This is a genomic window from Desulfobulbus rhabdoformis (assembly GCF_016919065.1).
Classification (GTDB): domain Bacteria; phylum Desulfobacterota; class Desulfobulbia; order Desulfobulbales; family Desulfobulbaceae; genus Desulfobulbus; species Desulfobulbus rhabdoformis.
The window spans coordinates 23086-45013 of sequence record NZ_JAFFQA010000037.1; the positions used below are offsets into that span (position 1 = coordinate 23086).

At 48.6% G+C, this 21928-nt stretch carries 22 protein-coding genes; 17 read left to right on the forward strand and 5 right to left on the reverse strand.

Going from position 1 to position 21928, the window contains the following annotated elements:
- Window positions 1–405 precede the first annotated feature (405 nt).
- A complete protein-coding gene (locus JWJ90_RS16945) occupies window positions 406–780 on the forward strand; it encodes a hypothetical protein (RefSeq protein WP_205228399.1) in 375 nt (124 codons plus the stop codon).
- A 274-nt stretch (window positions 781–1054) separates the two neighbouring features.
- On the opposite strand, the gene JWJ90_RS16950 is transcribed toward JWJ90_RS16945, so the two are convergent.
- Both JWJ90_RS16950 and JWJ90_RS16955 read right to left on the reverse strand, forming a co-directional pair.
- Entirely contained in the window at window positions 1055–1762 is a 708-nt protein-coding gene (locus JWJ90_RS16950; protein ID WP_240195004.1) for a flavodoxin family protein, read from the reverse strand.
- Between the two features lie 18 nt (window positions 1763–1780).
- Window positions 1781–2122: a DsrE family protein gene (locus JWJ90_RS16955; protein WP_205228400.1), complete on the reverse strand. Its 342-nt coding sequence runs from the start codon at window positions 2120–2122 to the stop codon at window positions 1781–1783.
- A 236-nt stretch (window positions 2123–2358) separates the two neighbouring features.
- On the opposite strand from JWJ90_RS16955, the gene JWJ90_RS16960 reads away from it, so the two are divergent.
- Complete coding sequence (locus JWJ90_RS16960; RefSeq protein ID WP_205228401.1) at window positions 2359–2946, forward strand: TetR/AcrR family transcriptional regulator; 588 nt, start codon at window positions 2359–2361, stop codon at window positions 2944–2946.
- 166 nt (window positions 2947–3112) lie between these two features.
- Here the strand turns inward: JWJ90_RS16960 and JWJ90_RS16965 are convergent, their stop codons facing one another.
- The gene (locus JWJ90_RS16965) at window positions 3113–3739 is read right to left on the reverse strand and encodes a hypothetical protein (RefSeq protein ID WP_205228402.1); all 627 of its coding nucleotides are present in this window, start codon (window positions 3737–3739) and stop codon (window positions 3113–3115) included.
- A gap of 58 nt (window positions 3740–3797) precedes the next feature.
- Complete coding sequence (locus JWJ90_RS16970; protein WP_205228403.1) at window positions 3798–4211, reverse strand: PaaI family thioesterase; 414 nt, start codon at window positions 4209–4211, stop codon at window positions 3798–3800.
- A 300-nt stretch (window positions 4212–4511) separates the two neighbouring features.
- Here JWJ90_RS16970 and JWJ90_RS16975 point away from each other — a divergent pair, with 300 nt between their 5' ends.
- Window positions 4512–4694: a hypothetical protein gene (locus JWJ90_RS16975; protein ID WP_205228404.1), complete on the forward strand. Its 183-nt coding sequence runs from the start codon at window positions 4512–4514 to the stop codon at window positions 4692–4694.
- A gap of 685 nt (window positions 4695–5379) precedes the next feature.
- Complete coding sequence (locus tag JWJ90_RS16980; protein WP_205228405.1) at window positions 5380–5955, forward strand: hypothetical protein; 576 nt, start codon at window positions 5380–5382, stop codon at window positions 5953–5955.
- Between the two features lie 66 nt (window positions 5956–6021).
- Here JWJ90_RS16980 and JWJ90_RS16985 read toward each other — a convergent pair whose 3' ends face one another.
- Window positions 6022–6390: a hypothetical protein gene (locus tag JWJ90_RS16985; RefSeq protein ID WP_205228406.1), complete on the reverse strand. Its 369-nt coding sequence runs from the start codon at window positions 6388–6390 to the stop codon at window positions 6022–6024.
- Between the two features lie 334 nt (window positions 6391–6724).
- Between JWJ90_RS16985 and JWJ90_RS16990 the strand changes: the two genes are divergently transcribed.
- The 13 genes from JWJ90_RS16990 (at window position 6725) to JWJ90_RS17050 (ending at window position 21923) form a co-directional block, all read left to right on the forward strand.
- Window positions 6725–7846: a Fic family protein gene (locus JWJ90_RS16990; protein WP_205228428.1), complete on the forward strand. Its 1122-nt coding sequence runs from the start codon at window positions 6725–6727 to the stop codon at window positions 7844–7846.
- 742 nt (window positions 7847–8588) lie between these two features.
- Window positions 8589–9908, forward strand: a complete 1320-nt coding sequence (yjjJ, locus tag JWJ90_RS16995; protein ID WP_205228407.1) for a type II toxin-antitoxin system HipA family toxin YjjJ — start codon at window positions 8589–8591, stop codon at window positions 9906–9908.
- A gap of 316 nt (window positions 9909–10224) precedes the next feature.
- Window positions 10225–11469 (forward strand): tyrosine-type recombinase/integrase, encoded by a 1245-nt coding sequence (locus JWJ90_RS17000; protein WP_205228408.1) that lies wholly within the window; start codon window positions 10225–10227, stop codon window positions 11467–11469.
- A gap of 291 nt (window positions 11470–11760) precedes the next feature.
- Window positions 11761–12588: a hypothetical protein gene (locus tag JWJ90_RS17005; protein ID WP_205228409.1), complete on the forward strand. Its 828-nt coding sequence runs from the start codon at window positions 11761–11763 to the stop codon at window positions 12586–12588.
- A gap of 119 nt (window positions 12589–12707) precedes the next feature.
- Window positions 12708–13031, forward strand: coding sequence for a hypothetical protein (locus JWJ90_RS17010; RefSeq protein ID WP_205228410.1), 324 nt, complete (start codon window positions 12708–12710; stop codon window positions 13029–13031).
- Between the two features lie 13 nt (window positions 13032–13044).
- Window positions 13045–13620, forward strand: a complete 576-nt coding sequence (locus JWJ90_RS17015) for a hypothetical protein (protein WP_205228411.1) — start codon at window positions 13045–13047, stop codon at window positions 13618–13620.
- 3 nt (window positions 13621–13623) lie between these two features.
- Window positions 13624–16314, forward strand: coding sequence for a toprim domain-containing protein (locus JWJ90_RS17020; protein WP_205228412.1), 2691 nt, complete (start codon window positions 13624–13626; stop codon window positions 16312–16314).
- Window positions 16311–16469: a hypothetical protein gene (locus JWJ90_RS17025; RefSeq protein ID WP_205228413.1), complete on the forward strand. Its 159-nt coding sequence runs from the start codon at window positions 16311–16313 to the stop codon at window positions 16467–16469. Before JWJ90_RS17020 ends, JWJ90_RS17025 begins: the two co-directional genes overlap by 4 nt.
- Before the next feature lie 183 nt (window positions 16470–16652).
- On the forward strand, window positions 16653–17375 hold the full coding sequence (locus tag JWJ90_RS17030) for a hypothetical protein (RefSeq protein WP_205228414.1): 723 nt from the start codon (window positions 16653–16655) through the stop codon (window positions 17373–17375).
- A gap of 292 nt (window positions 17376–17667) precedes the next feature.
- Window positions 17668–18057 (forward strand): hypothetical protein, encoded by a 390-nt coding sequence (locus JWJ90_RS17035; protein ID WP_205228415.1) that lies wholly within the window; start codon window positions 17668–17670, stop codon window positions 18055–18057.
- A gap of 75 nt (window positions 18058–18132) precedes the next feature.
- Entirely contained in the window at window positions 18133–18984 is an 852-nt protein-coding gene (locus tag JWJ90_RS17040) for a hypothetical protein (RefSeq protein ID WP_205228416.1), read from the forward strand.
- A gap of 60 nt (window positions 18985–19044) precedes the next feature.
- On the forward strand, window positions 19045–19374 hold the full coding sequence (locus JWJ90_RS17045) for a hypothetical protein (protein ID WP_205228417.1): 330 nt from the start codon (window positions 19045–19047) through the stop codon (window positions 19372–19374).
- 107 nt (window positions 19375–19481) lie between these two features.
- Window positions 19482–21923 (forward strand): tape measure protein, encoded by a 2442-nt coding sequence (locus JWJ90_RS17050; RefSeq protein ID WP_205228418.1) that lies wholly within the window; start codon window positions 19482–19484, stop codon window positions 21921–21923.
- The last annotated feature ends 5 nt before the right edge of the window (window positions 21924–21928 follow it).

Below are 21928 nucleotides of genomic sequence, written 5' to 3' on the forward strand. Positions count from 1 at the left end.
AAAATTACTCTTTGGGGCTTGCTCTGTAAAAGATAGCCCTTGAGGGAGGAATGACAAAAAAGAAGGACGAAATTGTCGAAAGTGTGACATCAGATGAGCGAGGGCGGTTCCGAAAAAAATTGTGCATTCTGTAGCCTGATGCAAGAAGTTGGGCGCCCAGAGGGCCGAGTCGTGGGCGCCAGATGAAAAGAACGACAGTTAATTTTTCCCCGGTCCTGATAAAATCGAAAGGAATGTTTTGAGAATGCCAGTTTGGGAGAGTGGGGGAGGATTGATCCCTTGTTATACGGAAACGGACAAAGCTGTAGGGGACAAATATCTCCTGGGGTTGTCAGGTCCGGAATATGCGTCGAAGTCGACACCTCTACCCAACCTTGAGAGCAAACTGCGTCTGAGCAATAAATTATGAGAAAATTTGTCGTTGTCCGAGATCTGCTGATTTTTTTCCTTGGGGTTTGGGTTTTTGAGTTTCATCTCAATTACCGGCTTCCTGATGAAGAGAATCTCTTGCTTTTTTTTGTGGCTATTCCGGTGGTCTGGACCTGCATCTGCCAGTTCTGGACCTCGTACAGTTACAATGAACTCGACAGCAGAGCACTGATCATCGCGACCCATGTGCTTAGTATGTTAATGCTTTTAGGTACCGTGTTTTTGGTGAGTGCTGTACTCAATACCATTGCTGATGTTCTTGATCCGGTGGGGAACATAATGTTTCATACTGTCGGCTGGACCGTGATCGCCGCCATGATCATGTATGATGTGGTCGATTCTGGGAGATGAGCAACGCGGGGGGTTTCTGGTGGCGCACTTTATTTAAAAGAGGGGGGCGAAAGTCGAAGCGATACGTCTCCCTCTATGATCAGGCTTTGTCATACATCTGAATCCGTGACGGCGGGTGGTCACTGAACAGCGTATGCTCTTAATGAGACAAAGATTTTTTAATTAATTCATTTGTTGTTCCGCTCCACTCCTCGCGGCAGTGCAAAAGTTTCTCGTGGTACTCGTAAAATTGGCGCTCAACCGGTGTCTCCTGAAGCAGGACCACAGTTTGCATTTATTGCCGTAGAAGTCTGCGACCTATTTCCTCCCCAAGATCCTGAGCCTTTTGCCATGTCTCTACTTGGTTTTCCACCCGACAGTAGTCGGTGGGGGCAGACTCTGGATTGTTATTAAAAATTCGTGACAAGGCGCTCATGGGGCAGGTGGTCAGTTGGCCACAGGAGACGCATTTCACGTTCCCTGTTGCTTTGAGCTGGCCAATGACTTCCATCCCTTCGTGGGTTAACGCTGTTTGCAGCTGTGTGCTGGCTATATCAACTCCAGGCGTTCCTCTGCCGTTGCCTGTTATAACTGTAACAGCCAGCTTGCCCCGATTCAGTCCTTTGCAATGTCGTAGAGAAAACATGCGTTCCAAAAAGGCTTTGGTAAATGCGTCCAATGATCCGTAGGGCGGATAGCCGCCAACAACGAGAGCCCCGGCAACTTTAATTTGAGCCGCGAGCTTTTGGAAATCGTCCCGCACTTTGCACTCATTATCGCGCACGCAACCAAGACAGGCCCTACAGGGCTGTATAGTGTTATCGGATAATTTGAAAAATACGTTCTCCAAACCGGTGTGCTGCAATACCTTTTGGACCAGCCGGTCTGTATTGGAGTTTTGAACGGGGCTTCCGGAAATACCGACCACCAACTGTTTCATTTTTGGTACCGTGTGCGCTGCAGTGTTTTTCTTGACTGATTTGATTTGATCTAGTCCGTGCATAAGCAAGGTTTGCTCCGCCTAAATAGTGATCAGTTTTTCATCGTTTTTGATCAGCTCGGTCAGCGGGATTCCCCACGACTTGACCTCAATAGAGAGTCGTTCAAGCTCGTTCTTCACATTGAGTTGCTTGGCGCAGGCAATACACGCACTGAAACAGACGCCTTCTTTTTGGGCCGCCTTTATGAGGTGCTGAATGTGTGTATCTTCGGCTACCAATTTCGTTGCCGCTCCCCAGAGAATGACCCTGACCTGTTTCCAACATTTATGGAGCAGAGCGTTATGGGCATACATCAGGACCATTAATTCCGAGGTCACCGGGTCGCTGTTGGTCCAAAGAATATTCAATCTATCTTCGTGCATTGTCTTTCCTCATGGGATTTGAATTGGTGAGTCTACATCGTTGTGAGGGGCATAGCATGGGTCAAAACGATTGAAGTGTGCTTAATCAGCTTGTTTTTAACTTGAACGGTCATTAAAGTTACAGGGTGAAAGCGAAGGTGTCAATAATATTTTGAATGATTGTTCAAGTTCTGGGGCGAAAAATTGTTTTTGCTTTCGGTTAGTGTAAGATTAAAGGAAAAGCACAAGGATGAAGAATGGCAAAGGCTCAATTTGACAGGGAAGAAATAATCGACAAGGCCATTGATCTTTTCTGGAGTCGTGGATTCAGCGGGGCGTCCATGCAGCTCGTTGTTGCTGTAACGGGGTTAAAGCCCGGCTCCCTTTACTATTCTTTTGGAAATAAAGAGGCGCTGTTCAAGCAGGCGCTGGAGAGGTATGCCCAAAAAGGGCTCAGTCGAATTCGCAAAACGCTTGAGAGCGCGCCAAGCGTGGGGGAGGGGATCTGCAGGCATCTGGATCAATTCGTGGAAGAGGCTGGCCATAATGATTTTAAAAGCTGTTTTCTTGTCAAAACTCAGCTTGAACTGGCCGGAGAGGGCAACGAGTTATATGCCCATGCGGTACGCAAACTTGCAGAAATAGAGTCCTTGTTTCAAACCTTTCTGGAACGTGAATATGATGCCGAGCTGAGTTGCAGCAGAGCGGCAAGCATTATGCTGCATAGTTTTGGCTTACGGGTCTATGGCTATCAAAGACTCCCGGAAGAACGGATGCGCCTTGCTCTTCGACAGGGGCTGCCATGGTTGCCATGGGATCAGCACGACATGCAGAAAAAAGAATAAATTGGGTCAGCTAGTTGGGGGGGATGAATGGAGGCTGCTGGATCTTGGAGAAGCCAGGTTCGCCTGGTTACGTGGGGCTTAGCGGCAAAACATGAATCACGTAGTCTAGAGCCTAATTTTGTTCATGTCTTGCTTTGATGAAGAGAACGGGGAACGTCTTGAACAGTTATGGGCGCACCCGGGAGTATGGTTTTTCGGTGATGGTGATGGGCCTGCGTTGCATACTGTGAGGGAGGGAAGGTTCGACGTAATACCCGGCTATGTTTGCTGTTTTTTCAATTTCTCTGACGCTTCTTCCTCTTATGGTCCGCACATAATATCCACGTCTGGGATTGTTTGCCTCGTAGAGCCGTAAGCTCACCCTGCCGTTTTTCTGCTCGACATCGATCACCTCTGCAAGGTGACCAATACCTGCGTTTGCCCCAGGGGTTCGAATAATGGCAACGCTGTGTGGGCGAGGAAAACGGGCGTTAATGATCGAGAGTTTCGCTGCAAAGGTGGTGAGATTGATTCTCGGTAGGTGTAGGCCTCGTTGCTGTCGTAAAAACAACACGCAGTTATTATCGTTTTTACCATTGCCAACTTTTTTAATAACGGAATGGGCAGCAGAACCATTGCGTGTGGTTGGAGAAGAGGTGACCGATTTTTTTCGGGCGATATGCGCCGGTGCAATTCTTCGTTGCGAGGAGGTGGAATAGCTCCTCGTGGTAATCGAACTGCTCCACGACCGACTGGAGGTGAAGGTTGTCCCTGCATGACATGGACCTGCCTGGACGAGCAGGAGGACTGCCAATATTCCGTAACCTAGACAATGCCTTAGCATGACACTGGGGATAGCCTGTTTGATTGGATCAAGATGGAAGCCCTGGAATCTGTTGATTTTTCCGGTAGACCATTCCGTTGAATCGGGCGATGATCTCACCTGCCTCGTCGCTCACCAACACATCATAGGCACCAAGTCTGCCGGGTTCTGTCACTTCTGTTGCCACGGCATAGAGTGTGCCTGCGGTTGCGCCTTTCAAAAAGGAGATATTGACATTAATAGCGAGGCTGAGCTGACCATGGGAGTTTGATGCAACCGCAAATGCCAGATCGGCAAGCGTGAAAATAGCTCCGCCCTGAACGACATTTGCGGCGTTCATGTGTTTGTCTTCAATGACAAGCCGGGCCTTACAATAGCCAGCTTTCACCTCAACAATCTCCACCCCTGTGAGTGCTGCATATCGATCATGGGTAAATATTTTTTTTGCGGTATCGGTATCCATACAATTGCAGTGTTCGTTGTTTTGTTTGAAAAGAATGGACTTCTCTCTTCAGTTTTGATCAGGGGAGAGCTGCTGGACGGCATGACGCCTCCTTCTTTTCTCCTTACAGGCAATCTTGGCAATCCCTCCCTGTCACCTATCAAATAAACAGTGTGATTTCTATAGCCTCAATGGTCACAAAAAAAAAGACGAATTTTTTGTAACCCTCACGGACGTTTTCCGTTTTCACCACAGAACAGGTCATTGTTTGTGAGCGGATATCCTGCTCCACCTGTACTGGTAATCAAACGGAGAAACGATATGTCTATTTTGAAAAATCTCGGTAAGTCCCTTCTCATCGCTGGAATCGTAATGCTCTTTGCTGCACCGGTAATGGCCAAAGGTCCTCAGGGCGGCAGTAAAGGAGTCCCTGATCTTCTCTGTAGCTGTTGTGAAGATGGTGGTGTTTCCTCCAACCCACTTTGCCCCTGTTATGAAGAATAAGATATTTTACCTGAATTCGTGAGCAGTTATCGGTGCGTCAGGCGAAGCTGAACAACAAATGAATCAATCATAGAATACGCTGTTCAGTGACCACCCGCCGTCACGGCTTCAGGCTTTAGGCTTCCCCTCCTGCTTGTGTGCAATGTCATTTCCCCCGCTCGGTTTACCGGCGGGGGATTTTTTTTATCCGGGCAAGATCCAGGAACGTTGAGACAACGAACCTTACCTGTTGAACAACCTGCGCTTAAAGCTGGCCAGACCATCCCTCCCATCCTGCCTGAACGACCATGCCTGGGAATGCTTAAAGCCTCCTGCTGGCCATTGCATTGGGAATCGGTGTTCAATGACCAGTAATCAGCACTACGCTTCCTTTTGGTCAAACAAAAATGAACAGGCCGACTATAACTTCAGAAATACGTTTCTTTTAAGGAAGAAACACATTATGCCAAATGATTGATCGGTAAATAAACCACCAAAAAGCGAACAAAATCGGCCACAGACAAGAACTATACCTGAGATTGTGCGATGGACATGAAGGTAGCATCATATCTCAATTCTGAATCCATGAGCAGTGTCAACTGACGCTACCGAAAGGCGGCTGCATCATGAATCTGCTGTTCTTTATCAGACGTAACCTCATATTCACTCATCTTTTTTAGAGAATTTAAAATAGGGGGCGCAATACATGAACGGAGTTGAATTAATTATTGCAATCGCCGCGGGTGGAATAGCTCTTTTTCTCATCGTGAAACTTTGGCGTTTTGTTCTCGGGGTAGGTGTCTTGGGCGCATTAATTGTTGGTGCTCTCTGTATCACTGGGCAGATTGATTGCCCAATAGGAAACAAACCAAAGCCTCACCCCCCCGGAGGCAGCGGTTCATCATCATCAAATGCTGATGTAATAACGGCCGTCTACCAACATTTGATTGGAAAAAAATATACGACTTTTGAACAGCGACCAGTGACAAAGCAAATGCCTTGCAGCCAGCAAGATGATGACTTCGATCCAATCGGAAAAAGAAATCCAAACGCAGGCAAGTGTCGTGGAACCGGCGGCTATGGATTTGGCTATAAAACAGTAACCAGAACGGAATCAACCCAGATTTTGAGGCAATGCCCAACACCTCCGCCGGTGAACAGTTCTTTATGGAGAGTGCAGTCCTCCGGCAGGGATAAATGGACAGTTTATGGCTCCAAGGGGAGCTGGACAGTGGAGAAGGTTGGTTCAGGGTATCGTATTACAGCTCATCAGAGGTGTTAGAAGTCTGGAAGAAATTTCTGGATGGGCACTATCTCATTCGCATCGTCAAATCTCGCTGACACTTTCCTATGAAAGTAGCCAGGCTAAGGCTTTGTCCTTGTCTTGGAATACAGATAATTTAAACCCCTGATTGCGGCATACAGTTTCAAAAAAAACAAAGTGATCCAAATGTTCCGGCTTGATGATTTCTGCAATCCTGATTCTCAGGATTACCCCGATTAGTCGGAATATTTTTGGCCGATCATAGATATCGAAGGAATCACCAGCCACGTCTTCAATGTTTCTGTGGTCGATTAGAACTTTCATAATTCGATGGGACCGCATTGTATCCTTTATCGCATGGGCCATATTCAGCGAGCCGTCTTTATCAGCAAGGCCGCTTGTAATGACTTCGACGTACCCATCCTCATCATGTATTACAATGTCCCATTCCATGCCACGACCTTTACAAGCCTCAGTGCTCTATTCTGTTAATCTCGCTGCTTGACGAAGTCCCTCCGCTATTTTCGGCGATGCCGGCGTCGAGAATGAAGAGTTCAGCGGAAACCGCTCTTTTTTTGGGGGGCTGCGTATTCTATTTGCTTATCAATTTCGATAAAAATAAACTATTCTTTTTTCAATTGGCCTGACAAGCATAACACCGACGACCACTTTCTACCGGAAGCCCAGCAGCGGGCTGCAGATCGTGCAGCGGAGATTTTTACCGCGCACACGCGGCGGCAGCTGGAGAAGAAACAAATAAATTTCTGAAGCCCAAAGAGACCAAATGATGTCCACAACCGTCCACTATCATCAAGGAAACTTTCCGCCGGATACGCTGGATTGGCAACAGCTCATAACCCTCATTGGATCAGCTAATGCCGCTGTCGCCAGGTATGATGGGTTACTGGCTGCCATTCCGAATGCCGCGGTATTGATGAGCCCCCTTACTACACAGGAAGCGGTACTTTCTTCTCGGATCGAAGGAACACAAGCCACCATGGGCGAGGTCCTGGAGTACGAGGCCAAGGGGGAAAATAAAACTCCAGCTACGGCCAAAGAGGCTGATATATGGGAGGTTCTCAATTACCGAAAAGCTATGCGAGCTGCGGAAAGCATGCTGCAAGAACTTCCTCTGTCGCAGCGTGTTATTCGTGAAACCCACAAGATTTTACTTTCCGGCGTTCGTGGGCACGGCAAGTCACCTGGAGAATACCGGCGCATCCCAAACTGGATCGGCCCACATGGATGCAGCATCGAAGAGGCCCGCTTTGTCCCTATCGGTGCAGATGCACTTCCCGAAGCCATGTCTACCTGGGAGCGCTATTTGCACGCCTCCGCTCCGGATCGATTGGTTCAGCTCGCTATTCTCCATGCAGAATTTGAGGCTCTACACCCATTCCTTGACGGAAATGGACGTCTTGGCCGCATGCTCATTCCATTGTTTATGCACCAGGCCGGACTTATACAGCAGCCCATGTTCTATATAAGTGCCTATCTCGAAGCCAACCGTGACGCCTATTATGATAAGCTACTGGCAGTGTCCCGAGACGACAACTGGACGGGCTGGTGCGTTTTTTTTCTCTCTGCAGTTCAACAGCAGGCAGAAGAAAACCTGAAAAAAGCAGGAGCGATTCTGGATCGGTACAATCAGGAGAAGACCCGATTCGTTGAGCTGTCCCATTCTCAGTATGCCATCCATGCTCTTGATTGGATATTTGAACGGCCCATGTTCAAAAGCTCGGACTTTGTCAACTCTTCGATGATCCCAAAGCCAACAGCTCAAAGAATATTGAACGTACTGAAAGCTAATGACATTTTAAGCACCATGATAGAAAGCAGCGGCAATAGAGCTGCAGTGCTAGCATATCCTGCGCTTTTAAATATAGCTGAAGGGCGAAAGGCTTTTTAAGGATTATAGATGAGGATTAAACCTATTTGTGACTCATAGAATCGAAAAAATGAGTCACAAATAGGTTTGTGTATATTTGGTGAGACACAATTCAAAATAAAAAAGCCACTTGGAGAAAATGTGCTAATTTGCTGATATTACTGGCACACCAGGCAGGGGGCGAACCTGCGGCCTACGGTTTAGAAGAACACGGCCATGTTTTTCCTGGAGTCCGAGGGCATCAGCGGGTTGGGTGTGATGCCATCGACCGAATTAAGAAAGCTGCCATCTCCCCAAACATTTCCGACTTTTTCATGGGCTCCGGTATAATTATGCTGTTCTCCTAGCCCCAGCTCTGGAGAATTTAATTTTGACCAGATCGGGCAGCGGGGGGCCGAGCATCTGAGATTATTACCGACCACACGGCCACATCTACCGGTAAGGAAGAGCTTGGAGAGCTTCCTGAAAATCACCCGTGGAGATCCCCTTGAGGTAAAAGCCAAGGCAACAGTCAGTATGGGATCTGCTCCCAAATTTTAATTTTTAGGCTTAACCGTACTCGTACGGTACGACATATTCAATTTAGTTTTCTTAGATTCTACCGTTTGCTTTTAAGCCATTTCTGGTTAGAATATTCTATTCAGAATTCTATTCATATTCATGTGAATGTTCGATGCAACTCTTTGTATATTCATGCTTTGTTCGTCCATTTCGGTTGCTTTATTCTATTCAGAATTCTATTCATACATCGACATAACTTATTATGCCACAATCAATCACAGAATACTTAAAGCGTGGCCCGGCAACATCCAAAGAAATACAACTTCATACCGGCTCGAGCCAGGCTGCTGTTTCCCGGCAACTCAAAAATTTGGGTGAAAGCGTTATTAGATTTCAGAATGGCCGGACTCCAAGTTATGCCCTAACTCGCAATGCCTTTGGAGGTAATGATAAGCTCCCCTTGTGCATGATGGATGCCCATGGAAATACTGTTTTAGCAGCATATATCAGGCCATTAGCCCATGGTGGTTTTTTTGTAGAGCCGGAAACAGGAATGCCCTCTTTGTTGTTAGGTGAAAGCGGAAAGGGAATTTACGATGATTTGCCTTATTTTTTAGCGGATTTATGCCCACAAGGATTTCTAGGGAGGCAGATAGCTGAGGCTATGGCAAGTCAGAATAGCGATTTCCCTTCAGATCCTAGGCGATGGAGTACAAGTCATATAGGGCGATATCTTGTTTCCAATGGTGAGGATCTTCCCGGTAATTTTAAATTTGGGGAGCAAGCGTTGCTACGTGTTAGGCGAAGTCCAGCCGTGACATCCGAGGGTGATTATCCGGATTTAGCCGATGGTGTTATGAGTGGTGAAATTCCAGGTTCTTCAGCGGGTGGTGAGCAGCCCAAATTCACAGCTTTTTGTGGACAACGATCTGCACATGTCATTGTCAAATTTTCTCCTAAAGGGACAAGTGATATTGCTAAAAGGTGGAGAGATATTCTGATAACTGAGTTCCATGCAACTGAGGCAATTCACGCGCAGAATTTCCCTGCCGCCGAAACTAGGTTGATAGAATTAGACGGAAGATTTTTTTTAGAATCACAGCGGTTCGACAGAACGGGTGAATATGGCCGAATGTCAATGATTTCTTTGGCATCAATTGATGCTGAATTCACCGGTTTAGGGAGAAATTGGCCACAAGTAATGCACGCATTGTTTGAACAAAAATTAGTGAGTTGGCAGCATGTTTATGACGCAACATTTTTATGGCATTTTGGACTATTGATAAATAATACCGATATGCACTTGGGGAATTTGAGCATGGCTATAGAGGGAGGCGTATTTCGGCTTCTGCCGCTATATGATATGTGCTCGATGGGCTTTGCTCCCAAAAGTGGAGGAGAAGTTCAGCCTTATGCCTTTAGCCCTATTGATCTTGAGATTCCGTTCCTTGGTGAAGATGTAAAAGTATCGATCCTGAAAATGGCATGGGATTTTTGGGATAGGGTTGCTTCAGATAGCCGAATTTCTGACGAATTCAAAACTTATTTACAGGGTGGCAACCCTATTGATCTTATAAAGTGATCTGTTGTTTTTGAGTGGACTTGGGGCTCAAAACAAAAAAAGCCACTTAGCGAAAAGTTGCTAAGTGGCTGATATTAATGGCACGCCAGGCAGGATTCGAACCTGCGACCTACGGCTTAGAAGGCCCTGTGTTTTTAATCGCCTATAGAGTTTTATAGCGTTTAACGCCTTTTTATTTCATTGTTTTTTCATAACTTACGGTTTACCATATTTCCTGTAGAGCCTATGAGATTTTACGTTTTTTGCGGCTCAACTTCACAATAGCTTCACAAAAATCATTCTTCGGGCAATTCTTGGCCCCGTTGGGAGAGTCATTGTGGCGGGGAAAAAATACCGTATTAAAAAATATCAAGGCGTCTATGGCTACGACTCTACATCCAATCGATTCAATGGGAAGCCTGACGTTTGTTATTATTTTGTTGTCACCGTTGATGGGAAAAACAAAACCGAAAAGGTGGGATGGGCTTCCGAAGGTTACACGCCACAGCTTGCTTCTGAGTTAAGAGCAAAACGCCTTAGAGACGCCCGCCACCAGGGTGAAGTCAAAACCAGCCGGGATATTCGGGCTGAACAACGAAAAAGCAATCGCAGCTTGAAAGAAGTAAAGGAACATTACTTCAACAGCACCAGGGGGCTTGCACTCAAAGGGCGGCAAACAGATATACGCAGGTGGGAACTCTACTTGACCAGTCTTGAAGGCAAGAGCGTCAAGGAGCTGTCCCAACTCGACATCGAGCGAATAAAACGCTCTATGAAAGAAAAGGGCTTAGCCCCGGCCACCACTGACCATGCCTTACGACTGCTTCGAAGGGTGGTAAACTATGGTGCAGACCACAACCTTTGTCCAGCGCTTGCCTTCAAAATCAAATTTCCCAAAGTCAACAACGTCAAAACCGAGTTTCTTACCCCTGATGAGGCTACCCGCCTACTCGATATCCTGAACAGCTGGCCCAGGCAGGACATAGCCCGTATGGTCAAGCTGGCCATGTTCTCCGGATTGCGGCGCGGTGAACTCTTTCGGCTGAAGCTGGAGCATCTTGATTTTCACCATAGCCTGATAACCATTGCCGGGCCTAAGGGCGGCAAGGATGTCACTATTCCCATGTCGCCACCGGTGCGGGAGCTGCTTGAACAGCAGCTCACCTTCCTGGAAGATGAACAGGACCGTCGGAAAAAGCGATACCGAAACACAACCCGCCCCGCCCCGGCCTGGGAAGATCACGGCTATGTTTTTCCAGGAGTCCGGGGGAATCAGCGGGTTGAGTGCGGCGCCATCGACCGAATCAAGGAAGCAGCCGACCTCCCCAAACAGTTCCGACCTTTTCACGGGCTCCGCCACCATTACGCCGTTCTCCTGGCCAGCTCCGGTGAATTCAACCTAGACCAGATCGGGCAATTGCTCACCCACAAAAGCAGCGATATCACCAGGAGGTACGCCCATTTCCTGCCGGAAGCACAGCAGCGGGCTGCAGATCGGGCAGCGGAGATCATCACCGCCCATACGGCGACAGCCGGAGAGAAAGAAGAACAAAAGGTGGTCAACCTGCGCGATAAAAAATGAACAAAGCTATGGCAAGGACAACGGAAACTCCACCAGGGCTATTTTGCCCCCACCGATATAGCTTATCCTGTTTGTGGCTCATAAAATCGAAAAAATGAGCCACAAATTGGTTTGTGTATATTTGGTGAGACACAATTCAAAAAGTTAATCAACCTGGAATAAGGGAGAGACAAAGACATCAAGAAATGAGCTTCAGGCACGGCCTGTGGAGCTGATCACTCCATAGAAAAGCTGCATTATCCCCTGCCGCCGCCGTGCTTGTTTTCTTTTGAGGGGATCCAAGGGGAAATAATGGAAGATTTTAGCGAACTTTGCCGAGAGTTGGAACGTCACAGGGAAGCAATGTTTTTTACTATTGGCAGAACATTACAAGATGCGGCGGATATGTTTGACGCAGAACTTGTAAAAACACTAAAAGCCACATGCGAGATATACGACAGCAAATATCCTACGTTTAAAAATTCAATCAGTGGTCGAGACCAAGATTATTTCTGGGGGTATATACTCAATCAGTTTTTAAAAAACTATGAGGATGAACATTTTTCATTTTCATGGGTTGAAAGTTACGATCAGCTCAAATCACTTATTGCACCGATCACAGATGACAAAGCTTACCAAGATTTCCTTTCATTAACCAAGTGCACGGGGCAGAGCACATTAACATTTGGTGAACAAATATTTTTCCTTGCTGGCGCTTTTCGATTTTACCGTGAATTCGGAACAAAGGAAGGCCAGAACCTTTCTATCAACGATGACGTTTCTACTATTTTGAGGATTGACAGAGAGGTTTCTTTTATTCGAGAAGAAATATACTCAGCGGTGGCAACCAGAAAAAAAACAGCGGAAAGCGTAAAAATTACCACAGGCACTAACATTACCAATGCATTGAAAAGGCCAGATCTTTTTGGAAGAGAAGAGCAAGAATACATGAAAGTGTTCATCGAAGTTGCAAATAAAAAAAGAGGCCGTCCATTGTCTTTCAGCAAGTTCACTGACATTACAGCCGTGGAGCTTGACAGGTCAAACACTCATATAATTGAATATCTGAAAAAATTAGGAGTTACGAAAAAAAATTTCAACGAATGGTTGAGTAATCTGAAAAAATCAAACCTAACTTAGGTTCGAAACCTAAGTTAGGTTCAATAAAGACTTTTTATTTCAGCTGGTTATCATTTTTAACAGGCATGCAGGGGCGAGTTGCTCCTGTTCGTTTTTATCCTGTTTAATGAGGCAACCAAATGAAAGCAAGCAGCACAACCACATCACGCAAAAATCTGCACCACCCTCCTGTTACGGCCATTCCGGCTATCTCTCCAGAAGTCAAAAAAATCCTCGATGATATAGGCGCGTCTCACCCCATGGCGCTCAACACAAAGCACGCCAGTGCTTTCTTTCACGCCATAGGAATTCCAATCGCTGCATCTACCTTAGAGGTATTCCGGTCGCAAGGAAGGGGCCCAAAATACAAAAAAATTGGTAGCCGCGTTTTCTACACTGTTGCATTTCTTGAGGAGTACGCCCAGGGCGTGGAGATCAAGATCTACGATCCTTCCGAAAATTAAGGGAGGTCGAAGCATGGCAAACCCGACCTTCTCAGAATCAGAGCACGAACTCTTGGGTAAAAATCTGTTTATCGCAAGAGAGCAATTGCTGCCCCTCGTTGGCCATACTCTCGCAACGATACGTCCGTATAAAGAGAAAAGAAAAGCCATCGTCTGCAGAAACAACCTGGCGCAACGCCTGGATGATCTGCGGGCGTTTCTTCAGGACAAAGTTGCCGCCAGAGACTTCACCGTTTCGCAGGCATGTGATTGGTATGCCCTCGGCCACACCACCCGTGCCCCCGGTATCCTCGTTTGTGCGGATCCGGACTTAGCTTCTGCTTTTATCAAATCGTATAACGGCAAAATTTACCAAGACGGAAAAAAGAAACCCGCTTTCAATCTCATCGATTTTCTAGCGATAGCTGATTTTCTCGACACCGCGTTGACCAGCAAAGTCGAATTGCAGATCAATAGCCTGACAGAGCAGATTACGAACCAAGGAAAGAGGAGAAAAATTCAAGAACTCCTGAGACTTGTTATTGGTGCCCGCCTGGAGTTCAGCAAGGCGCTGCGCACAGTGGTCTTTAAAGCGATGGTCGAGGGGTAAGGCATGAGGAAGCGCTTTGACAGAGCAGCTGCCAGCCCTGAATTGGCTGCCATGCGCAATGATGCAATTGGGCCACTGCATACACCAAGCACCAAGCGGCAAGGAGATTTTTGGGTCAACTTGCGGTGCCCGCTCTGCGGAAAAATAAAGGCGAGTGCCCATGCCGACAATCCTGGCCGACTCTATTGCTGGTCAGGCTCGTGCCAGGCCTCAAAAGGAAATGGCGGAATCTCTGTTGACGAGTATTTCGGGATAAGCATCGACTACGAGAAAAGTTATCCCCCAAGCGCCACCAACAAGAACTCGCCAGCAATTGCCTACCTCACCCAGCAACGCGGGCTTTCCCCCGAGGTAATAGAGGGACAAAATATTTTTTATCGTTCCTCGATCAGGGGGACGGGCCAAGGTGGTGTATTACTCCGGATCGGGACCGACAGCGCAGGTAATGAAGTCGCTAATGGTCGTTTTTTCGTCACGCCACCAGACGGAAAGAAGGGACACACCGAAGGAAAAATCGGTGAATTCATTCATGTTGCCCAAGAAGTAGATTTCAACGCTGAATTGGTCATTGTCGAGGGCTGGATTTCAGAGATGTCCCTTTGGGATATGGGAACTCAAAGCGCTGCAGTCTTTTCGGCGGTTGCAAACCCGGAGACAAAACAAGACTTTTTTGAGCAATGCAAGAGACTGGTGCTCTGTTTTGACCAGGACCGCAACGGAGCTGGACAAAAAGCCATGCGCCGGTGGCTTCGGGCCTACCCCCAAGCGACACCGATTCTCCTGCCGCAAGGAGTTGATGCCAATGACCTACTTGTTCGTCATGGCAAAGAGAAGGCAGCAGAGATTTTCCGTAAAAAACGTCCGGAGTACGAGTTTAACGCTCAACTCGCCCTGGCCAAGACGCCAAAGGACTATGCAGAATGCTGGGTGTCCTTCCATGGCACCGCGCCTGGTCTCTTTCGATTTCGTGGTGAAACTTTTTTCAGCCAACAAAAAGTACCAAGAGGCTCGAACCAAGAACCGTACCTGGAAGTCACCAAAATTCTCCAGGGCACCATTGATGTCATCGCCTTCCATCGTGATCAAACGACTGACAACACCCAGTATCACCTGAAGTTCTCACCAGCAAACCGGCAACGCAAGCCAATTACTGCAGCTGCGACCGGAGCCAACTTAAGCAAAGCAGCAAATCTTAACGAGTTCTTGCTCAGCAAAATGGTGACTTTTTTTTCCGGAGACCATACTGCAGCCAGGGCCCTGCAAGATAAAATCGTTAACGCGAAAGCGCCAATTATCACAGTCCTGCCTGTGCTTGGATACCAACAAAACCTTGATAGCTACTTTTTTGCTTCATGGGGCATCGATCCTTCGGGCAAAGCTTTAGTTCCTGATCAATATGGGCATTTTCCGGCTACTCCAGGATCCGAGGGCCAGTATGTCAAGCCGCCCGCTCACGCAGAACAAAAAAGTATCAACCCAGCCGACATTGAGCCGCAACAGGTGAGAGAAATACTTTCACTTATTGGAAAAGGCTGGGGGTCACGTGGGCTTCTTGCTCTCGGTTGGGTGGTTGGGTCCATGTTCGTTACGCAGATCAAGGCCGAGTTGAACTTTTACCCCCACATGGCATTTTCCGGTTCTCCTGCGTCCGGAAAGTCGAGCGTCCTTATTTTGCTGCAATGCCTGCAGGGCAGGTCTGGAGAGGGAATAGCGTCCTCATCTCTTAATAGTCGCAAGGGGGTATCGAGGTCCCTATCAGGCGTGAGCAACCTCTTTTCCGCTATCATCGAGGACAACTCACGGGACGGGAAAAATTTTGATCAAGGGCTGGTTCTCACCGCCTACAACACATCAGGTGGCAGCGTTAGCGCGGCGTTTTCCAATGATCTCCGAGTGAAAGAAACCCCAATGCTGGGGACATTGCTTTGGTCAGCCAATACGGAACCGTTTCAAAGCCGCGCCGAGAAAATGCGCATTGTTTCTCTATTTTTCAGGAATGAGGATCTAACACCTAAAACCAAGCAAGCATACGACCAGCTAATGCAAATTGATCAGCACATTAGAGCTGGATTTATCAAGGCGGTGCTGACCAACCGAAATGCTTTTGAGTCTCAATGGAAGGAGACATACGAAACGGCCAAAGGCCTCTTAGAGGACAATATACCGGAACACCGAATTCTTTGTAACCATGCACTCTGCTACGCTTTCTACATTCTCACCTGTGGGTGCTTTGACCTAGCACCAGAACCAGCCGTTCTCGATTTCACTGCAGATATTGGCCGGAAAAAATGTATTTCTTCTGCGTTACGCAACGCTGAAGCTTCAGACCATTTCTTCGAAATGCTTAACCACATCCAGGTTCCCAAAGACGAGCATGACCTGAAAGACGACAAAGGGCGCGACAAACACACCTCCGCATATTTTGCCGATGAGAAGCGCGATCTCCTGCTGGTCAACCTCCCTTCCTGTGAGCGCGCTTTGAGGGATAAGAGTTTTAATCTTCAGGTGAACAATTATTTGTTGGAATCTCTCCAAAAGCATCCGGCCTACGTAGCCAACTCCACGCGGTTTCGGTTCCCTTATGACCGCGAACGCGCCCCCTCAGGGCGACAGCCCCAAAGACGAGTATGGGCGTTCCGGCTCCCCTGGTTTTCGGAGAACTCCCGGGAGGTTCTGGAGATCATCAACCAGTGAAAGAGGCGATCAGGCCGATTTTCCAGAAAGTGGTGACACCTGGTGACAGCATGGTGACACCAGAAATTAACCGTAACTATCTGAAATTGCGAAATTGTGACAGTGGTGACAGTGGTGACACCATTTTGCAGGGGGTAGATATTGAAAACACGTGAAAGAGGTGAACACGCCTCGCGCGAGAAAAAACAGGTGTCACCACTGTCACCAATTTAAATTAAAATAATAAATATATAATAATTTCAATTATATATAAAAGTTTCACTGGTGACAGCTGATGCTTAAATGGTGACACCAAGCCTTAAATTGGTGACACCAAGGATCAATTTGGTGACAGCAAAATGGGATTTTTAGACGACATCGATGAAAAAAACGAGGCAACAGCCGCCACTGTCGATGATGAAAACAGATGGTCTACACCTTTCTTCAAGCAGCAACCACGGGTCGTAGCACCAGACGCACCAGATCACCACCAGGGCAACAACAACACCTTTGAAATCTGGCGAGCAGATCCCGAAGCACTTGCCGAGAGGAGAAAGCTTTTGCAGAAGAAACCGGAAAGGCTGTCCTTCCTGCAGCCATGCCCGGTCTGTAGAGGCCGGGAATTCATGCACCTGGAAGGCTCTGGCTTCCAGTGCCGTACCTGCCAGCCTTGGAATGTAGGATATCCGGTTTTAGCTACTGGCCCGGATCGGCAGGCATCGACCGTGAAGACTGAACGGCTCCCGGTAGATAGTGACACCGATGAGCCAGCGAATACGCCCCCCAGGGGGAATCAGCCAACTGAAAAGCAGCAAACCAACTTCACTGCAGCCTGGCCATGGATCAGCTCCCATAAAGAAGAACTCAGAGCTGCAGGGTGGACCATGGCGTCCCTGATCAAGAGGTCAAAATATCGTTGGCCCATAGGGTTTGGTGTCGCTTGGCTTTCTGTTTGGTCCAGGAAAAATCTGAGAGCCTCCATTGGCCGCCATGGAGAAATCATTTTCACCTTCCAATCTACGGGGCGCACGATCAAGCAGACAGCCTGGCCGCCCCAGAGTACCGGCAAGGCCAACACATAATGCATTTTTTAGCAGGGAACACAGTGTCGATATATCGTGCAATATTTTTACTGCACCACAACATGAGGGGTTATTGTTCCGTTTTTCCGCCCAAATCACAATTTTCTCCGCGCGCGACGAGCGGGGTGAGAAGTACCCGTGACTGGTAAAACCGCCAGGAGGACCCGTTTAAACCGACCTTTTTTCTTTCCAGTGGCCCTAACAGATGCATCAGCGGGGTGCGGGGAATCAAAGGGCAATAACAGGCTGGATACGTTTAATGACACATTCTCAGTAAGATAGAGGCGAATCTATGAAGAAGGACGACAAGTCAAACACAGTGAAACAGCAACAGAGCAAGCCTCCCCGGTTTGAGGCATCCATCTCAGAAGAGAAGTTTAACCAGACCATTATCAATTGCCAGGATTGGGATAGCGCTCGTTTGATTATGCTGACCCCCTTAACCAAAGACAGTGAAGCGCTGCTGGAGGCATACAAAAGCGACACGTCGTGCATCAGTGATGAGTGGGTTGCGACCATGAACATTTTATACGATTACCGCGATCACCTTGTTCAGTGCATGTATATGCTCTCCGCTGCTTTGGAACGGGTTTCTATGATTGGAGAATACTTGGCGGAGGACATGAATGAGGAAGAGCAAGGGCAGCCGATAGCCCCCACTTTCCATGGAACAATTCACTAGCTCAGTAACACCCAGGCACAATGATAGGCCTGTGAGAAACAGAGCGATTTACTCACCCCAACGAGGAAACGGTTCATGTTCACATTGAAGATGAAGGGCATCAAAGAGCTGGAAAAACAGCTGAAATCCTTACCAGGAAAAACCCGTCGCGCGGCAAACGTGGCCCTCAACAAAACCGGTAAGGCAATCAAAGAAGAGATCCGCAAGGAAATGGAACGGGTTTTTGAAAGGCCGACGCCATACACCCTGAACAGCATGCAACTTACTCCTGCTCGCAAGGGGGAGCTTGAGGCCAAGGTTTGGTTGAAAGAGCCGGACCGAATGTCACAGCATTACCTGGTGCCGCAGGTTGAGGGGGGAGAAAGGAAATTGGCTGGCTATGAACGGGCCATTGGTCTTGGCCACTTGTATCCGACCCAATACATCCGGAAAAATATCTACGGCAACGTCAGTGCCGGACAGATCAGGCAGATCCTCTCTGTCTTAGGTATGGCGGAAACATCGGCTGGCTACAGCGCTAATCTCACAGTAGCCTCAGTAAGGCGAAACTTCAGGAGCAGAGATTATTTCGTCCTTAGGCATCGGCATGGTCGCCTTTACCCTGGAGTGTACCAACGGGTCCAAACAGGGACTGGATTTGGCCACAAAACCAAACGGACCATTGCCCGCTTTGGATCCTATCAAAAAGGCCGTCGTAAAATTCCCGTGCGCGACCCTAGAACAGGCCGCATCATTCGGTGGGTGTACCCTAAAAACCGCCAGCTACAATCCATTGTGCGTGCCCAGGGAGTGAGGCCCATTTTCCTGAAAGGCCGAGGTGCACCGGTTATTCCTTTGCTTCCTTTCTATCACATAGCGCAACGGGTTTTTGACGAAGAATTCGAGAAAATATTCAACGAGACCCTGAAGAAATTTCTCAAATCATAAAATCAGTCTGAGGCGAAAAACAAGCACCAGGCGCCACCATACAACAACGAGGTACAACCCATGCAAGACAACACAACAACGATTTTTAAAGGGAAAACCGTAACCGTTCAGGAGCTCACTGTAAAACAGGTCCGTGAGTTGTTTGAACGGATGCAAAGGGGGGAGCCACTGTTTATTGAGGATCTGCTTGATCAACCGGTTCCTATCCTGGCGGTCAGTGAATCCACGGGAATCCCCCTCGACGAGCTGGAGGACACTAAACCATCGGAGCTCATCCCCCTATGCCAGGAGGTAACAACCCTAAACCCCTCCTTGGCCTCGATGATAAGAAGGCGCATCGAGGCCGCCGACCGCCTGCAAGAGGTTATCGCTCATTCCGCCAAGAACTAGACAAGGCAATTTGCCTCCTGATTGCCATCGGTCATCACCGGGTTTGGGAATATGGTTTCAATTTTTTCCTGACCGCTCTCAAAGAAACACCCGTAAGAGGTTAACACATGGCAAACGCGACTAAAATTGAAGCCATACTCGCCCTGAAAGACACCAACATGTCCAGCGGCATCAACAAAGCCACAAAAGGGCTGCAGGGGCTACAAAAAGAGGCCAACACCCTGAAAGTCAAGCTGGTGGGCTTATCGGCAATGAAGCTGGCCATAGGTGGCTTGGCCGCTGGTGGGGCAGCCTACTATGCCAACGAGGTGCGGAAGATTGCCGACGAGTACACCAACCTCAATTCCCGCCTTAAGCTGGTCACCGAGGATGAAGCAGATTTAACCAAGGTCCGTGAGCAGCTCTTCAAAATCAGCCAGGAGACAGGTACCGAGTATGCCGGTAACGCCGACAGCTACAGCAAGTTAGCCAGGGCGGTGAAGGACCTGGGCGGGAACTCTGACGACACCCTTGAGATCGTCGAGATGGTGAATAAGTCACTCACCATCAATGGTTCCACTACTTCCATGGCGTCCGCCTTTATGCTGCAGTTTGCCCAGGCCATGGGCTCTGGTGTGCTGCAGGGTGATGAGTTCCGCTCCACGTTGGAAAATAACGGCTATTTCGCCGCAGAGCTTGCCAAAGCCCTTGGTACCAACATTGCCGGGCTACGCCAGATGTCAAGAGAAGGAAAGCTGACCGCTGACGTTTTACGCTCTGCTTTCCCAAATATGGGCAAGGCAATTAATGAGGAATTCGGCAATATATCCCCAACGATTGGCCGGGCCATGACCATGCTGGAGAACAGCTTCAAGCGGATCGTGGATGAATCCAACCGGGCAGCCGGTGGCACCGGGACCGTTTCTCAATCCATCGTCCATCTTGCCGAAACCATCGACCGCAACCGGGATGGGATTATCTCTCTGTTTACTCGCCTCATCGAGGGTGGCGCATGGGTAACCAAGCAGGTGGCTGGCATCGGCACCGAGCTGGAAGTACTTGGCCAGGTCGCCAAGGGGAATCTTGGTTTCTTTGAGTATCTCAGCATGACCAGTGTTGAAGAGATGCATGAGTGGCTGGTGAAAAACGTCGAGGCTCTTGAAGACACAGGCGATGCCGCTAAGGAGGCGGGGAAAGAAGTTGCAAAGGCTGCCCAGCAGTCGGCTAAGACCCAAAAACAAGCCACCGGTGAAGCCCTCAAAGATATGAAAAAGCAGTACCGGGACTACGCCAAAGAAGTACGCAGGCTGCAAGAAGAGATTAGCGGTATGGAGCGATCCCTTGCCGCTGAGCTGCGTGATATGGCCCGTTCCGGTATGTCTGATTCGTCCGCCTGGTATGACCAGAAGAGGGAAGCCCAGGAATATGAGGAGGCGGCCAAGAAAGCGGCAAAAGAGGCGAATGCAGCCATGGCGACTGGCGACACCATCACGGCCATAGCGAAATGGAAAGAGGCCGTGAGCTACGCCAATGACGCCAAGCAGTCCTACAAAAATCTCAACGAAGAGGTCAAAGAAGGCGACAATGTCCTGATCTCCAAGCAACAGGCATTACAAACCGCCATGTCCGGAGTGAAGTCAGCGGGTGAGTTGGCGGTATCAATTGCCAAGCAGCAACAAGAGGCCACGGTTGGGGCTATGAACGCACTCGCCGAGAAATCCGGTTTTGCCAACCTGGCCGAGGGCATGACCGCCGCTGAGAAACAGTGGCTCACCAGTTGGGAGAAGATGAAGAACGATGCCGGCGAAAAAATCACCTTCATCAAAGAGCAGGTAGATAGCATTGGCCAAAACGCAGACGGCATCAAAGAAAAGATGAAAAATGCCTTTGCCGACGCTTTTCAGCCTCCGGAAGATGGTGATTGGGGCAAGCTGTGGGCTGCCATGGAATCGGGCTCCACAAAGGCTGCCGGATCTGTAACCAGCGATTGGGATCAGGTGTGGGATGCTTTCCTTGCCTCAGGAAGTGAGGACATCAAGGAACTGGAACGTCAGTTAACCGCACTCACCAAAAACAGGCACGTAAAGGTGTATGTTGAATCGGTGCAGAAAAACCGGTGGGGCGGGCTGATCAATGGGTACCAGACCGGTGGCGAGGTCCAACACTATGCTCGCGGCGGAAAACTGCCGGGTTATGGAGGCGGCGACCGGGTCCGTGCCCTTCTGGAGCCAGGAGAGTTCGTTGTTCGCAAGGAGGCCGTTTCCCACTATGGCGTGGCCGTCATGCAGGCCTTGAACAGCATGCGCCTGAATAATCTCGACACCATTAAGGCCCGTGTCGGTGGGCTGATTTCCCAAGCCACCACTGTACGGGAGCAGCGCTTTCAGCAAGGTGGACTTGCTTTGCCGACCAATGACAAGAACAGCAGTAGTGGAACGATCAACGTCAACCTCACTTTCCCAGGAAGTACCCAGGCGGTACCCATGCAAATTGGAAGTGAACATGTCAACCAGCTCGAGCGTGAAATTAGAAAAATGCAGCGGTACAGCAGTGGAAAGCGCTCCCGTTAACCCCA